At 45.7% G+C, this 14,419-nt stretch carries 13 protein-coding genes and 2 pseudogenes; 9 read left to right on the top strand and 6 right to left on the bottom strand.

The window, feature by feature from the left end; translation table 11 throughout:
* Window positions 1-63: 63 nt before the first annotated feature.
* Window positions 64-1,032, bottom strand: a complete 969-nt coding sequence (locus H6F63_RS27685; protein ID WP_190640495.1) for a tyrosine-type recombinase/integrase — start codon at window positions 1,030-1,032, stop codon at window positions 64-66.
* A 334-nt stretch (window positions 1,033-1,366) separates the two neighbouring features.
* On the opposite strand from H6F63_RS27685, the gene H6F63_RS27680 reads away from it, so the two are divergent.
* The 6 genes from H6F63_RS27680 (at window position 1,367) to H6F63_RS27655 (ending at window position 8,838) form a co-directional block, all read left to right on the top strand.
* On the top strand, window positions 1,367-1,576 hold the full coding sequence (locus H6F63_RS27680) for a ribbon-helix-helix domain-containing protein (protein WP_190414244.1): 210 nt from the start codon (window positions 1,367-1,369) through the stop codon (window positions 1,574-1,576).
* A 303-nt stretch (window positions 1,577-1,879) separates the two neighbouring features.
* Window positions 1,880-3,985: a hypothetical protein gene (locus H6F63_RS27675; protein WP_190640494.1), complete on the top strand. Its 2,106-nt coding sequence runs from the start codon at window positions 1,880-1,882 to the stop codon at window positions 3,983-3,985.
* 241 nt (window positions 3,986-4,226) lie between these two features.
* The gene (locus H6F63_RS27670; protein ID WP_190640493.1) at window positions 4,227-6,041 is read left to right on the top strand and encodes a tyrosine-type recombinase/integrase; all 1,815 of its coding nucleotides are present in this window, start codon (window positions 4,227-4,229) and stop codon (window positions 6,039-6,041) included.
* 334 nt (window positions 6,042-6,375) lie between these two features.
* The gene (locus H6F63_RS27665; protein WP_190640492.1) at window positions 6,376-7,227 is read left to right on the top strand and encodes a site-specific integrase; all 852 of its coding nucleotides are present in this window, start codon (window positions 6,376-6,378) and stop codon (window positions 7,225-7,227) included.
* 184 nt (window positions 7,228-7,411) lie between these two features.
* Window positions 7,412-8,278: a site-specific integrase gene (locus H6F63_RS27660; protein WP_190640491.1), complete on the top strand. Its 867-nt coding sequence runs from the start codon at window positions 7,412-7,414 to the stop codon at window positions 8,276-8,278.
* A 257-nt stretch (window positions 8,279-8,535) separates the two neighbouring features.
* Window positions 8,536-8,838: a hypothetical protein gene (locus tag H6F63_RS27655; RefSeq protein WP_190640490.1), complete on the top strand. Its 303-nt coding sequence runs from the start codon at window positions 8,536-8,538 to the stop codon at window positions 8,836-8,838.
* Between the two features lie 238 nt (window positions 8,839-9,076).
* Here H6F63_RS27655 and H6F63_RS27650 read toward each other — a convergent pair whose 3' ends face one another.
* The 3 genes and pseudogenes from H6F63_RS27650 to H6F63_RS27640 form a co-directional block, all read right to left on the bottom strand.
* Entirely contained in the window at window positions 9,077-9,850 is a 774-nt protein-coding gene (locus tag H6F63_RS27650) for a dienelactone hydrolase family protein (protein ID WP_190640489.1), read from the bottom strand.
* 95 nt (window positions 9,851-9,945) lie between these two features.
* Window positions 9,946-10,881 carry an AraC family transcriptional regulator gene (locus H6F63_RS27645; RefSeq protein WP_190640488.1) on the bottom strand — a complete coding sequence of 312 codons (936 nt, stop codon included), beginning with the start codon at window positions 10,879-10,881 and terminating at the stop codon, window positions 9,946-9,948.
* A gap of 690 nt (window positions 10,882-11,571) precedes the next feature.
* Window positions 11,572-12,054 (bottom strand): annotated as a pseudogene (locus H6F63_RS27640) (helicase); the annotation flags it as partial.
* A gap of 73 nt (window positions 12,055-12,127) precedes the next feature.
* Here H6F63_RS27640 and H6F63_RS31225 point away from each other — a divergent pair.
* Window positions 12,128-12,304, top strand: a complete 177-nt coding sequence (locus H6F63_RS31225) for a GFA family protein (RefSeq protein ID WP_347276843.1) — start codon at window positions 12,128-12,130, stop codon at window positions 12,302-12,304.
* Between the two features lie 455 nt (window positions 12,305-12,759).
* Window positions 12,760-13,392 carry a Vat family streptogramin A O-acetyltransferase gene (locus H6F63_RS27630; RefSeq protein ID WP_190640487.1) on the top strand — a complete coding sequence of 211 codons (633 nt, stop codon included), beginning with the start codon at window positions 12,760-12,762 and terminating at the stop codon, window positions 13,390-13,392.
* A gap of 99 nt (window positions 13,393-13,491) precedes the next feature.
* On the opposite strand, the gene H6F63_RS27625 is transcribed toward H6F63_RS27630, so the two are convergent.
* Complete coding sequence (locus H6F63_RS27625) at window positions 13,492-13,731, bottom strand: hypothetical protein (protein WP_190640486.1); 240 nt, start codon at window positions 13,729-13,731, stop codon at window positions 13,492-13,494.
* A gap of 407 nt (window positions 13,732-14,138) precedes the next feature.
* Between H6F63_RS27625 and H6F63_RS27620 the strand changes: the two genes are divergently transcribed.
* On the top strand, window positions 14,139-14,315 hold the full coding sequence (locus H6F63_RS27620; RefSeq protein ID WP_190640521.1) for a hypothetical protein: 177 nt from the start codon (window positions 14,139-14,141) through the stop codon (window positions 14,313-14,315).
* Here the strand turns inward: H6F63_RS27620 and H6F63_RS27615 are convergent.
* Window positions 14,293-14,419: pseudogene (locus tag H6F63_RS27615) on the bottom strand (ISKra4 family transposase); the annotation flags it as partial. The gene H6F63_RS27620 and the pseudogene H6F63_RS27615 overlap by 23 nt on opposite strands.

Genomic DNA, 14,419 nt, shown 5'->3' with positions numbered 1-14,419 from the left:
GTTCAGATAACTGTTACTAAGAAATCAGACTATAACGCCAACGGTACATCAAAAGCGGACACACTAAATGCCGGGAAGCTCCAGCAACTGGGCTGCCTGTCGTTTCACCGCCTCTCCTCTTCTGTCATAGCGTGAAGTCGTGACTGGGTCATTATGTCCCGCTAGCCGCTGCGCCGTTACAATATCAACCCCCGCCCCCAGTAAGTCTGAGATAAACGTGCGCCGAAAATCGTGAGTCGAGAAATCAGCAACCCCCGCTTCCTCTCCCCGTTTTTGCAAAATAAACAGCACCGCTTGCGAAGTAAGGCGTCGCATCAAGACCCGCTTCCCCCGGCTAACCGGACACAACAATGGACCCGGTGCATTTCCTCTAACTTTTAGCCAATTTTCAACCACCCGCATCGCCCCGCTTGATAGGTACACCGTCCGGTCTTTCCCCCCCTTACCATTCTTGACTTCAATCGCCCCCGTATCTGGGTAAAAGTCACATAAATCCAGATTTACAGCCTCCCGCCGTCGCAACCCTCCTCCGCGCAAAATCGCTACTAAAGCCGCATCTCTCGCCCCAGTGGGAGTAGCATCGTGTTGACAAACCTTCATCAAAGCCGCAATTTCTTCTAGAACCAAGGCACGACCTCGCAGCTGCTTCGTGACCGGAATGCTGCGAATATCAGAAGCCGATTTATAGTCAGTCGCTGACATCAAATCCAATCTTTTAGCTTCCTGCAACACCCGCCGCAATGCCGAAAGCATCTTATTAGCAGTGCTGGGGTGATACTTTTCCATTAATACCGCACGCACCGCCGCCGTGTGCTGGTAACGCAGCTTCGACCAATCAAGCGTCATGGCATCGCAAAGACCATTCGTTAGCAAGGACGCGATCGCCGACAGAGACCCCCGCATCGTCTGTCTTGACCCCATCCCCAAAGAAGTCAGATATACATAGGCTGGGTGTCGGGTGAGCGGCAGCGGTATTGTCAGCGCCAATTCTGACTCATTGGGTGAAGAAGCAGTTTCAGAGAGGGGACTCATAATTACTTGCTCAGAAAGCCATTCTAGCAAGTAATTATGTCACTTTTTGTGGCGCAATTAGAGCAGTCGCTGAGTTTTTCTACCATATCTGTGATGCAAGAATCGTTTAGGGCTTGCTGATAGGTAGACAAGCTATCCGTTTGCTTCTGTCGTAAGTTCTCTGTCATTATTAATTTGTCCTCTAAACTTGACAAGTGGAAAGAGGTTAGCTAGGGCAGAGGTTGGCCGCCACTCGCCTTGGTTCCGTCTCAAATATATACTTGATTAGGTTGACTTGATATTACTACCAAAAGTCTTGAAGAGGACAAGCAAATGTATACTTGAGAAGAACGCTATGAAGAAAGGAGGCAAAAGACCGCGCACGAAAGGAGAACCCGCCTTCTATGATGAGATGAAGAAACGGGTAAATTTCACCCTGACTCCCACTAGCATTGAGGGTTTAGATGAGTTAGCTAAAGCGTGGGATGTCTCTCGCTCCGAACTGATGGAACGCATCGGTCGTGGCGTTATTCCAGTATCAAAGCCGGAGGAGTCAACTAGCTAAAAAAGCTTTTGAGTACCGTATCGGGCTTGCCCATAATGAATTAGTTAGAAGGAGAAGGACTATTTGCAGGGAAGAAAGCAAAAGGAGCCAAGGTTACACTCCTTAAACAGCAAATTGCTGAATTGGAGAGCATCCTAGACTCCCTTAAATCAAAAAAACAAATATTAAATTTTGTAGAACGGGCTAGAGGCTTCTAGCTCAGAAGGTGGAAGACTCGGGAAAGTTAAATTCACCATCTGGGCGGCTTATAGCTAACCCGCGCTGGCTTTATCGTAGCAAGAATTATAACTTTGTTACAACAAGTTGAAGCCGAAAATAGATCGCCTCTATCCGTTTCTACGCGACACACAAGCGATGGAGGCATCTATTATGGTTGCAGCAGCAGCCGGAAAAACTATAGGGTTGAAACCAGCCGACCCAGTGGGAGCAAGATTTTGCGAATATTTTAATCACCCGTGGAATTTTCTATCAGCTCCCGTACCAGAGCCAGGGAGTAAACCCCAGTGGACAACACAGAACAGCTACCCCCTCGAACCCCGCAATCTCTGGGAAATGTACAAAGACCCGAACATCATCCTAGGGTTGCGATTTGACAGGGAGACTCGCTACGCACTCATAGATATCGATAGAGGCAGCGACTACCACCCCAACAATGACCCAGAGAAATTTCAATTAATCCTTCAAGCAGCCGAGAAAATTGGGCTATGTCGCCACCTACCCGTCCAGTCCAGCAGTAGCGGCGGGTTACATATTTACTTCTTCTTATCAGAGCCAGTACCCACCCTAGCGTTAGCCAGTGCCATTAAATTCGCCCTCCAAGATCAAGGATTGCAACTAAGCGCCGGACAACTAGAAATCTTCCCCAACGTCAAACCCTACAACAAAGAAAAACCCACCAATTACAACGGACATCGCTTGCCCCTCCAAGTAGGCTCCTACCTGCTGGACACTGACCTCCAACCCCTCACCAACGACATCTCCCGCTTCCTGGAAGTAGCTTCTATGCACGCCACAAAGCAGGATATGTCCCAATTGAGAGAAGCACTAGCCGCCGCCCTACAACGTCAAAAACTCTCCTACCTCCCCAACACAACGTCTAAAGCCGAAGTTTGGAAACAACACTTAGAAACTCGGATTAGCGAAGGTTGGACAGCGCCAGGGCAGACCAACGAACTCTTGAAAGACTTTGCCACTTATGGTGTTGTATGGCTAGCCCTCAGCGGTCAACAACTAATAAACTACATTGAAAAGACCGCAATCAACGCCCCAGGTTATCAGCAATACTGCTCCCATCAACATGAAATTGGAAAAAGAGCAAGAGAATGGGCGCATGCAGCAGAAAGCTTCTATGTTCCTTATTGCGGCTATCCAAAGCGGTCTCGTACATACTCCGACACATTCAATAAAGACACCAGCTCCGGAGCAGCCAACAACATAGTACCGTTGAGCGATCGCATTAACGAGCAACGCAGCGCCCAAGCCCAAGAGCGGGTAAAAAACGCCCTATCCCACCTAGAAGCGACTAAGACCCTGCCCACGGCTGCCACAGCAAGAGCTAAAGCCCTGATTGCCACAACCAAGCAATTGTTTGGAGTAACGATTAGCCACAAAACTTTATATAAGCAATCCTATTTAGACTTGTGGCATCCAAAACGCCACAACCAAAGGTGTGAAATAAACCAACCAGAGACAGTTTCAAACACTTCTACTGAGGCCGAAATAGCTCTAGTAGAGCCATTAGAAAACCTGATAGAAGAGCCGGAACCCTTACCTGCACTGGATTCGCCAGAAATTCCTACACCCCCCCCATATATGAAGGTATTACATGCGCTGTCTGCCTCGGATGCCCCTCAAAGGCATCCAGAGGCAGCCGTATCTGACTTCAAAGAGGGGTACGGGGAGGAAAAGGCCCTTGAGCCGTCTTCTGAGGTACCGCTCTTTATCCAGGTGCAGGTGAAGCGTCTTGAGTGGCGGCGAATACCGAAGAATCGGGTCAATATCGAGAGATGGGTTAGAGAAACCCCAGGCGTGGTAATAACCTCTAACGGTCCCGTGCTAGAAACTGAAGTTGTGCAAACTGAAGTTGTGCAGCCGCAACCTGTTTTAGAGGAGGATGCGATCGCATCTTGCTCTCTCATGAGTGAAAATCCTTGCTTAATACCTGTTGGCGATAATCTTGACAACCCTGATTTATCGCAAATATCCCCTGGACAAAATGGCGCTGCACCTATTGGCAAAAAATGCCTGATTCAGCAAATTCCGGGTACGCATTTAGACCAAACAATTGAATGGGTAGAGGCGGTGATGGTTTCAATTCCTAATCCCCCACGGCAGGGGTACTGGGCTTTTAAGTTGGAATCTGGGGAATGGGTACCGATATTTGGTGAGTCACAGTGGCGGCTGCTCTGATGATTGGCACATTTTAAGAAGTACGATCCCTTTCTTGTTCCAACTAGCAATTGGAGCTGCTCCAATTGCTTTGTGTCAGTAGCGGCTCACCAATTGCTCCTGAGATAGTATAAGAGGGCAGTAACTACCCTTTCCAGAGGAGCAGAAAGCCGCGAGCTGACTGCTGCCACACATAATGGCGGTAAGCTCAACACAGAAGCGATATGCAAGCCGTTGGGGCAGTAGCTGGAATTAAGCAACCATGCAACCAAAGACAGTCAGTGAAGCATTAGAGCAATTTACCAAGACTAAGGCAGCTCAGGCTAACCCCCGACTCGTCAGTAATCTTCAGACAGCTTTAAGACGGTATATTTTGCCAAACTATGGGTTTGCGGAAGCTGAACTACGAAGTCATCTAGATGAATGTCTGGCAAAAATTCCGTTGTCACAGTTTTTAGGAAACGCAAGACAACTCCTAGAAACCCTGGATACTGGCTCAAATCTGCATTCAAAAGCGCGAAAAGTTTCCCGTGGAACCCTCAACAACTACCACTCAGCTTTGCAGAGATTTTTGAGCTGGATGTATACCCAAGCTTGGGATGACCCTACCCCAAGCAGTCGGAGTGGGGAGTATGCACCTCAGATGTACATCGGTCAAATGTTGTCCAAAACACAACAGAAGGCAAGACCGCATCAGGCAGAACCCTATGCCCTCAAACAGGAAGAGCTTACCCATAAGCTAGAGCAGCAGCTCGAACAACTGGGCGATTTTTGGACTAAATCTCAAGTACGGGGAAGAAAAGGAAAAGCGATCGCGCTCGACACCTTTGAAACTTATAGAAGTAATATTCTCTGCATTTTGGGATGGTTGCACAATATTCAGGGATACTCTTCCGAACAGCTCGCAATTGAGCAAGTGGCTTCGCTAGAGCAACTCCAAGTTTTCATCGACTGGGGTTTTAAGCAAAAGGGCAACAGCTACGGCTGGGCGCTCAATATGGTTCAGGCATCTCTATCTGTTGCTAAATGGCTGGACTCCCAGAAGCAGCCCAACTCAGAAATTTCTGCCGTTAAAGCGCTACAGGATTATTTACATACCCTTAGAACTAATTACGAACACGAGTCCTCACAACAGAGCCAGGGCAAAGCAGAGCTAACCTTGGAAGAAGGGGAGCAGATTGTCGAGTATTTACGGCAGTGCTGTGCACCACGGGATCAGTCAGGAGCGCCACGCTCAGAAGCGGCAATCTTGAAATCCTGGCAACGTTACCTGATTACCGCTCTTCTAGTTTACTTGCCGATTCGCCAAAAAGAAATTTCTCAGTTGGAGTGGCAGCGCACGCTATTTCGTGAAAAAAACGGCTACCGGGTTCAATCTGGCCTGAAGTCGGAAAGGGGGAGAAAAACTTTAGCCTCCCGCGAGTTTCGATTGCCTAAGCATCTCGCTCAAGACTTGGACACCTGGAGGGAGCAGTGGCGTTCCAAGATTCCCACGGATCATAATTTAGTCTTTGTACGGCTTGGTTCTAATCGCACACCCGAAACCATAGGCCAACCCCTTAGTACCCGCGACATTTCTGAGCTGGTTTCCACAGCCATCTACAAAGCTACCTCAGTGTTGTTTGGTACTCCCAAGCAAGTCACACCGCGAGCTTTTCGACACACTGCTTTCGCTTACTTAGAACAAATCGGATGTTCAACACCAGATTACGCGACTAGGGTCAGCCAGGGACAAATTCCTCAATGGTCGCCACCTCCCCAGAGGTATGACACTCCGGCAGCACAGATTGCTCAACAGATGCGATCTCCCAAGCGTCCAATTAATCAGCCTGACCCATTACTGGGAGCGTTGACACCACCGCCCAATAACCCAATTAATCAGCCTGACCCGTTACTGGGAGCGTTGACACCGCCGCCCAATAAGCCAATTAATCAGCCTGACCTGTTACTGGGAGCGTTGACATCCCCAGAACAGACTGATACTAATATCGGCTCCACTAAACACATCATTGAACAGTTTCAGCTTGCTGAACAGTTGGAGCCAGAAGACTCCCCTGAAGATTTTTCAGAGCCTTAAACTGTGCAAGTCATTCCCTGATTGAATGCAGGAACTTCTTGCACAGACACGTTTTTAGCTCAAGTCTAACTACCTCACTCTCTCGGTTTAAAAATCTGTCATTCCTCTATCTAAAATTTTAGTGTAAGTTTTTAGGATTTTGTCTTATACTATTTGAGTGAGACTTTTTAGGATTTTACCGCGACTAGGGAAGACGTTCCTGAGTGACTACCGTCATTGCTGGTCATTAATTTTCTGGTGCGTGTTGAACAAAAAGCTGTGTTTCAGAACGTTGTAGTTAAAGGTTTACTCCTTAATTCACAACTCCATTCAATTTACAGTTGAAATAAGAACGATGAAAGTCAATAGAAACGGTCAGGCCAAAATCTTAACCCCACAAGAAAGACAACTTTTGTTGAATCAAGGTTTTCTCTGTCAAAGAGACCGCGCCTTGAATGAACTCTGTTACTACACAGCCTGTCGGATTTCAGAAGCGCGACAAGCTCGGTACACAGATATCTTTGATGGGGATAAAGTTCGAGATACTATCGTCATTAGGAAATGCATTACTAAAGGTCAACAAGCTACTCGCTGCATTCCCACTCATCCAAATCTAGCCCAATCTTTAGAAAAATACATCCAAGACTCTAGGAAACTTCTAAAGATTAAACCAATTATTGGACAATGGGATTACAAGAGCTTGTATTGTGGTCAAGTTTTTGACAACGAGCAGAGAATTATTTGCCCTAAATGTGCCAGCTACGATATTACAACTGCTGGGATGGGTCGGGATAAACAAATGTATAAATGTAAAAGCTGTTTGTATCGCTTTCAAATAAAAACAGCTTTCGTGGATTATCCTGAACTGAGAGACACTGTAATTCGTCTGGGAGTTTATAACTCAATGAGTTACGGTTTTCTTTTCATGTATCCCAACAACCCTTATTTATTTCCTGGCGCAGAAGGAAAAGGGTGTCTCGCTTTGAACACAGCTATTGGCATCTTCATGAAGGGTTGTAGGCGAGTGAATTTAGTTGGAGCTTCTACTCATAGTTGGCGACGGACAGCACTAACAGAGATGCATAAAGCTGGGGTGCCCATCAGAGTCACTCAAAATATTTCTGGACATAGCCGGGTCTCCAATCTCCAAAAATATCTAGAAGTTTCTAGAGAAGAAGTTGAAGAGGCTGTGTTTCTTTTACCTTAACCTGAATATAGCAATCCTATTTGATTTACGAACCCCCAAGCCTGGCAGAAAAGTGGTGACAACGGGTTGGCGTTTTAATCTCATTTAGGATTCCTATATTTGTGCTGAAGTCGATAATTCTGCCATTGAAAGTTATGTAAAATTGTCATCATAATTTATTTAGGAATTTAGGAGCCATAAACTCATGTTGATTGACAGAAATGGTCGAGCCAAAGTCCTCAGCGATAGAGAAATTGAACAGCTATTTGAGCAAGGGTTTAGATTTGCTAGGGATAAAGCTCTATTTGCTACCTGCTTTTATACAGCTTGTCGAGTTTCTGAAGCCCGTCAAATGCATTTCGTTGACGCTTTTCATGAGGAAACAGTGCGAGATGACATTATCATTCGTAAAGCCAATACCAAAGGACAACAAGCGACTCGGACGATTCCCACTCACCCTCATCTTAAAAAAATTCTCCAGCAGTATCGCCAAGATTCTTTAGAATTACTCCGGCTGCGAGAACTATTTGGCGGGTGGAGCCATAAGAACTTAAATTCAGAAGGAAAACTGGTTTGGAACAATATGTTCCAATGTCCTCTTTGCGATTCTAAGCATTTTAGTAAGCAAGGGTGGTACAGAGATAAAGAACAAGTTCGCCTCTGTAAAAATTGCCATAGTTATTTTCATGAATCAAAACTCATCAAATCTCAACTTGATGCCAATACTTCGCCAACGATAAAATATGACACTTTAGGAGTAACCGATTCATCAAATTACGGATTTTTATTCGCCGAACCCAACAATCCATTCCTGTTTCCAGGAAAACAAGGTCAGGGATGTCTTAGCCTCAGAAATGCTATCAACATTTTTGAGATAACTTTTGACAAACTTGGGATTTCTGGAGCTTCCTCTCACAGCTGTCGGCGGACATCGCTCACCATCATGCACCGCGAAGGAGTTATCCTTCGGGTGCTGCAAGAAATCAGCGGACATAAGGACTTAGGAGCTTTGCAGAAATACCTAGAAGTTTCTCCTGACCAAACACGGGCCGCCATTAATGTTTTGGGATGAATCGATATCACAAGTAATGATAATTGTCAATGAGTAGCTCTAAGGCGATTTCTAGGAACACGAGGCTGAAACGCTTACGGTGTAAGGATTTCAATCCTAGAGTAATTTTTAAATATTTTTTAACAATTCTGTGTCAAATCCAGAAAAGCATATTTCAGAGTTAAGAAAGCTTTTGAATAAAAACAACGGGTTTTGTGACAGCGGCTACATAGCTTAATACTTCGTCAATTTAGTAACAAAAGTTGAAGGTTTTAATTATGGGTAATTCTGATCGAGGTGGTGCGAGAGCGGGTGGGGGTCGTCCTTCGCGCTGGAAAAACAAGCCGACAACTACAATCCGAGTGCCGGAAGAGTTTGCTGAAACGTTGTTGGAAATTGCTGAAAATCTAGACCAGGGAATTGAGGATACGCTTGTAATTGACCGGAAGTCAATGAATGTTAGTAAGCAAACAAAAAAAGAACAGCTAGCTTTATCACAACTCCGTGTTTATAAACATTCTGGACACAAAGTCATACGATTGGAGGAATTAATTAGTGTATTACAGAGCTGTCTAGATTAATGAGCCAGCATTAATCTAGACAGAAGAAAATTGAAAGTTATTTCTTAACGTAGTGGTTGGAACTGCTCCTGAACATACATCTATATTTTAGGCAGAAGAAAATCGAAAGTTATTTCTTAACGCAGTGGTTGAAGCTGCTTCTGAACATACATCTATTAGAGCAATGAGCCAAGAAAAGTTCAAGAATAACTGTGGAATCAGAAACACCTTTAACCAAGATAATTTAGAGTGCTATCTATCAAACAAGTTCTGTCAATGGTTGGGAAGAGAAAACCTGTAGATGCTGATGGAAGAATCGAGTCACCTCGCCCCAGGCATCTTCCGCCGCCAGATGGTTGTAGTCAGATCGTTCGTGGCAGAAAAAACCATGACCTGCATTGGGGTAAACCTTCAAGGTGTAGTCTTTACCAAGTTCTTGAAATTGCGACTCAATTTGCCGAATCCGCTCGCCTGGAATAAAGGGATCTTGACCGCCGAAAAATAGGTAGATAGGCACCGTGATGTCTTTGACTGCATTAACCCAGTCATCGGAAACCATGCCGTAGAAGGGAGCCGCGACCGCAATTTCGTTTGATAACTTGCAAGCCGTAAAAAAGGTTAAGCCGCCGCCCAGACAAAACCCGGTTACGCCGACACGATGGGGGTTCACTTCTGAGTGTGACTTTATATAGGCTAATGCGGCTCGAATGTCGTTCTCCATTGGCTTGCCGAAATCCAAGCGCCACATCATTGCCATCGCTTGCTCAACCTTGTCATAACCAAATTTGTTGTTGGGCAACTCGCGGTAGTATAAATCTGGAGCCAGCACTACATAACCTTCGTTCGCAATCCGGGCTGCCACATCTCGGATATGTGAGGTTAAGCCAAATGCCTCCATCAGCAGCAGGATGGCGGGCTTATAATGCGAAGCACTGCCTACTTCCAGGTAATCAGATCCTGTTGGTGTAAATAGGCAGGCGGGCATTTCTCCATCCGATGTAGAAATTAATACCTCGGTTTGTTCAATTTTCATCTTCTTTCTCCAAGAGAACCTGCTGTAAATAGCTTAGAAAGTTGGCAATCTAGGACTCTAGAAGAAAGTTGCTCGATTTTAGTAAATTCTTGCGGTCAGGTTTGCAGGAGCTGTTTTGGTGTTATACCAACGATGCGTTTGAAGCATCTCGTCAAATGGCTTTGATCGCAGAAACCTGTTAGCGCTGCAATATCGGCAATGCTCAGTTCGCTGTGTTTTAACAGATGTTTTGCTTTTTCAATTCGACGTTGCAGGATGTATTGATGCGGCGTGGTTCCTGTCCGTTGCTTGAACAGACGTAGAAAATGATAGGGGCTAAGTTGAGCGATCGCGCACAACTCAACCAGCTTCAAATCCTGATGGAGATGCTCATGAATATACTCTGTTACCTGTTGCAGCGTTGATTGAGATAATCCATCCCGATAACTGGAAAGCTTCGGTTGGATGGTGCAATAGTTCCGTAACAGGTGAATCGCTAATGTGGTTTTGAGGCTATCAATCAGCAAATCACCACCGATTTTGCCAGACTCTAATTCCTCTCTCAAGCTTGAAAAAATTCCTTGAATCAAAGGATCTGCGTCATTCATAAATCGGGGCGTAAGTTCAATGCGATCTGGATTCACGAAATCTTGGCCGACCTGTTGGAGGAGGGCAGGCTCAATTGCCAAAATCATAAACTCAACTGAGGTAGCCCAGTTACAGCGATGGAAAATGCCCGCAGGAATTATGGCAATATCTCCCACTCTCCGCCTTTCCTGCACCAGCTTTCCATCCAACCACCGTTCTCCTGACGCAATCAGGCTATCCAATTCTGGTTGTTTAGGTGATTCAGGAAGCCCACAAGCGTGCGCGGCTAGCGCGATCGCATGCATCGTATGTTGATGCTCTGCGATTTCAAATTTTGGCTGCTGGTAAACTTCTAGATGCAGGTTACTCCAGCCAGAGCTTGAGAGGATAGAGGGTTTGGGCAATAGTGAATTGGCTGCATTCGCTTGGCGATAATCAATGACCGGCACTTTTTGCACTGACATCTCATCCCTCACTGCGATCGCTTGAAAACTCTTTTATTTTGCCCTCCTGACGTAGGTTAACGATTTTTGCTTATGTCGGCGCTGCTATCACCGTCATCAAGTCAAATCGGCTACCTTTGATTGGTAACTGATAGCAGCGTCACCCCCTCAACAGAATTACCCATACTGGGAGCATGGTGCCCACTAGAGTGGCAAGAGAAAATCCAAGTTATAAGCGATCGCTCAACTAATTAGTAAATGTGCAGTGACTGCACTTAAAGGAATGTAACAGGCGTGGTTATTAAAGTGAAGTCCGTTACGAAGAAAGTGACGGGCTAATTATCGAGCAATATCAGATTGACAGAGAAATCCTAGAGACAGCTCTTGTGTTGGCAAGTCGTCTTACGACTCTTGCATTGTCTAAGGATAGGATAAGGACTTAACAAACTACAGGGAGTTTGATGAGCGCGGTATACCGCGCTCATGGAGTATTTCCACTTGAAAAATTTCCTCTCGTGCTGACTCCAGGCTATTAGCTCTGGGCGATCGCGTTGCCAAAGCAAGTTGTAAGACGACTCGTGCATTGTCTAAAGAGCAACAAACTACAGGGAGATCAAGGGAGTTTGATGAGCGCGGTATACCGCGCTCATGGAGTATTTACAGTTAAAAAATTCCCTCTCGTGCTGACTACTCTCCCTTCAATAGTCCTGGCTACGACCCAACCCAGGAGTTGAACCTACTCAACAACTCCTCAAATAACGGCTCTCCAAAACTCATCAACCGCAGCGAAGGCATTTCATCAAATACCTCTGGATAAAAAGTAACGCTGTAGTTCCGCCCTTTGTAAGTGAGTTGCCAAGTGCGATTACTCTTGCTTTCCAACAATGCACCACAAGACCTGAGAATTGCTGAAGTTGTAAATAGCTGCTCAATCGTCTCTGGTGTAACAGGAGCCGGGGAAATTGGCTTGCGGATGTCCTCCAAGTCAGCCTCCACGTCCATTGCCACCATCTCTTCTAAAGCCGGACGTAGGGGTGGAGTGCTGAGTACCTGGTCAAATTCTGACATTAGAACGTCTTCTTCTTCAGGGTCGGCACTCATCGCCGCTTGTTCGATAAACGTAGGAACTTGAGCCAGAATCGGTTGCAGGTTTCCGACAACGGTGGCAAAGGCATTGATGCGATCGCGTAATTTTGTACAGTGACTTTTTAATTGTCGTGGAGACATATTAGTGTCATTAAAGCAGCAAAGCTAAATTTAGCTGCTTTTGGGCTTGGAGCCAGGGCACGCAATCCTGTGGAAATGGTTTTGCAGCCATTGTGTGTGCCCGATCCCGCTTCTAACGCGCAACGGCAAGATCATGGTTATTCCGGCAGGCTCGTTGGATACAGCACCGCCTATCACTCCGATGGATCACATCTTCTGGGCATCCAGAGCGTCGTAGGGTTGTGCTAGCGGAGGGCTTCCAACTCACGCCGAGTATCCAGAGTCATAGGTAGAACAAGAACGCCTAACAAGGTGCTCCAGCCGTCAGCGCTTGGAGAGCGAAGTGTGACTGCTAGATTCACAGTTTGAAATCTAATTGAGCGATCGCATTCTATGCTTCAACTTAATGCGATCGCTCAATCGAGTCATGTTTGGTTTCACGTTACCGACTGATTCATAAGCAAGGGCTTGACAGACTCAACCAACCTACAGCGAGAGGCGATCGCACTCGTTCCGTTCCTGCTTTGCCGTGCATGCTCCGATGTGGCTCTGCCTCCAGCGAGCGGCAAAACACATGAAAAGATCAGAGTCATTGGAAAACACAGAGGCTCCAAAAGATTTGTCACAAAGGATTTTGAGCTTTTGGCTAAGATGCAGAGATAATGCATTTTTGAGAGTTGGGAGCTGTCAACTTTGTACGGACCAGATCCAAAAAATAAACATCCAATGCAGGGTTTTCCGCAAGTTTGCTTCATTCAGAACACGGTGTCAAATCCTAATGTCATCATTGGAGATTACACATACTACGACGATCCAGAAAATTCCGAAGATTTTGAGCGGAATGTCTTGTACCATTTTCCATTTGATGGCGATCGCTTAATCATTGGAAAATTTTGTGCTTTAGCGAGGGGCATAAAATTCGTCATGAACGGTGCAAATCACAAGTTGGATGGGTTTTCGACCTATCCATTTTTTGGTTTCAAAAATGGTTGGGAAAAAGTATTCCCTCAACCAGGGGAACTGCCCTATAAAGGCGATACGGTTGTGGGTAATGACGTATGGATTGGCTATGAAGCGGTCATTATGCCAGGAGTACAGGTGGGAGATGGAGCTATCATTGCTGCAAAATCAGTAGTCGTAGGTGATGTTGCACCTTATACAATCGTCGGCGGAAATCCAGCCAAGTTGATCCGCCAGCGCTTTAGTGATGAAGTCATCCAAGCATTACTTGAAATTGCTTGGTGGAATTGGGACATTGAAAAGATTACACGCAATTTGGAGAAGATTGTAGCGGCAGACATTGAAGCGCTGATGAATTGTGAGTAGCAGCGCCGTAGAACAACTCTGTTGGAGCGGCGAGCAACGGTTTTTCGCTTCGTTTTAGTGTTGCGCTCGCCCCTCAACAGATCCGTTAGGCTGCTTAGTTTATTCCCCGGCGAATGTATCCTCTGCTAGTAGATACATAACCTTACGCCATGCAGCCTCCCCTTCTAGTCCGACAACTTCAAATACCCGCGCAAAACGTTGTCGTTGATTGCCGGATAATTGACTCTCTAAAAATAAACCTGATGGTGTAAGGGTTAGGCGTTTGATCCGGCGAGCGCTGGTTTCAATATTAAATTCGACTAACCCTAAGTGGCCCAGTTGCCGTAATGGGCTGTTCAAAGACTGTTTACTGATTCCGAGAGTCGCCAGTAATTCTGTATAGTGCCAAATTAAATGACATCGAGACAAATTCGTGTCGCTCGCGCAAAGCCGCTCTACTGCAAGATTACAGAGAAAGTTTGCGCGAGCGACCTATTATCAACTCCAAAAGATTGCGTGCCCTGGCTCCATGCCCAAAAGCAGCTAAGTCTGGCTTTGCTGCTTTAACGACACTAATATGTCTCCACGACAATTAAAAAGTCAGGCTCTTCAGTACTTAGTATGCTAAATACATAGCGGAAAAAGAAAAATAGAGATAACTTTATTGTATGTAATAGGGAGTAAAGCCCGATGGTGATTGACACATGGGGCGCATTTATTATTGACTATAGACAGAAAAAAAGAGCTGGTGAGATACATTTACAGTTATGAGCAGAAAAAAGGAAATCAAACTTCTAACGGAGCTTCTGAATATAAAGGGAATAAAAGTAATTTCACAGCGTCAGCATAAAGGGATTGGGATAATTTTACAGCTTGAGCCAATTGAAAAAGGGGAGCATCCCGGTTTTGCGCTTTTGAGCATCAAACGGATATTGATCCGTTAAGGTAGGCGCACCGAAGCTTAAGCATTTGATTAACATTTTTCATCAACCACTGCGCTCCTGAAATTTTTAACCTTCTATCAATTTGTTTTACTGCCGACTCTACA

The organism is Trichocoleus sp. FACHB-40 (assembly GCF_014695915.1).
Lineage (GTDB): Bacteria > Cyanobacteriota > Cyanobacteriia > Cyanobacteriales > FACHB-T130 > Funiculus > Funiculus sociatus.
Note: the sequence above shows the minus strand (reverse complement) of the source record. Positions and strands in the feature narration are given on the sequence as shown.

What these genes read in the sequence shown, in the direction of transcription:
- H6F63_RS27685 (WP_190640495.1), bottom strand. Translation starts at nt 1,032, where the DNA reads ATGAGTCCCCTCTCTGAAACTGCTTCTTCACCCAATGAGTCAGAATTG.
- H6F63_RS27680 (WP_190414244.1), top strand. Translation starts at nt 1,367, where the DNA reads ATGAAGAAAGGAGGCAAAAGACCGCGCACGAAAGGAGAACCCGCCTTC.
- H6F63_RS27670 (WP_190640493.1), top strand. Translation starts at nt 4,227, where the DNA reads ATGCAACCAAAGACAGTCAGTGAAGCATTAGAGCAATTTACCAAGACT.
- H6F63_RS27665 (WP_190640492.1), top strand. Translation starts at nt 6,376, where the DNA reads ATGAAAGTCAATAGAAACGGTCAGGCCAAAATCTTAACCCCACAAGAA.
- H6F63_RS27660 (WP_190640491.1), top strand. Translation starts at nt 7,412, where the DNA reads ATGTTGATTGACAGAAATGGTCGAGCCAAAGTCCTCAGCGATAGAGAA.
- H6F63_RS27655 (WP_190640490.1), top strand. Translation starts at nt 8,536, where the DNA reads ATGGGTAATTCTGATCGAGGTGGTGCGAGAGCGGGTGGGGGTCGTCCT.
- H6F63_RS27650 (WP_190640489.1), bottom strand. Translation starts at nt 9,850, where the DNA reads ATGAAAATTGAACAAACCGAGGTATTAATTTCTACATCGGATGGAGAA.
- H6F63_RS27645 (WP_190640488.1), bottom strand. Translation starts at nt 10,881, where the DNA reads ATGTCAGTGCAAAAAGTGCCGGTCATTGATTATCGCCAAGCGAATGCA.
- H6F63_RS27620 (WP_190640521.1), top strand. Translation starts at nt 14,139, where the DNA reads ATGAGCAGAAAAAAGGAAATCAAACTTCTAACGGAGCTTCTGAATATA.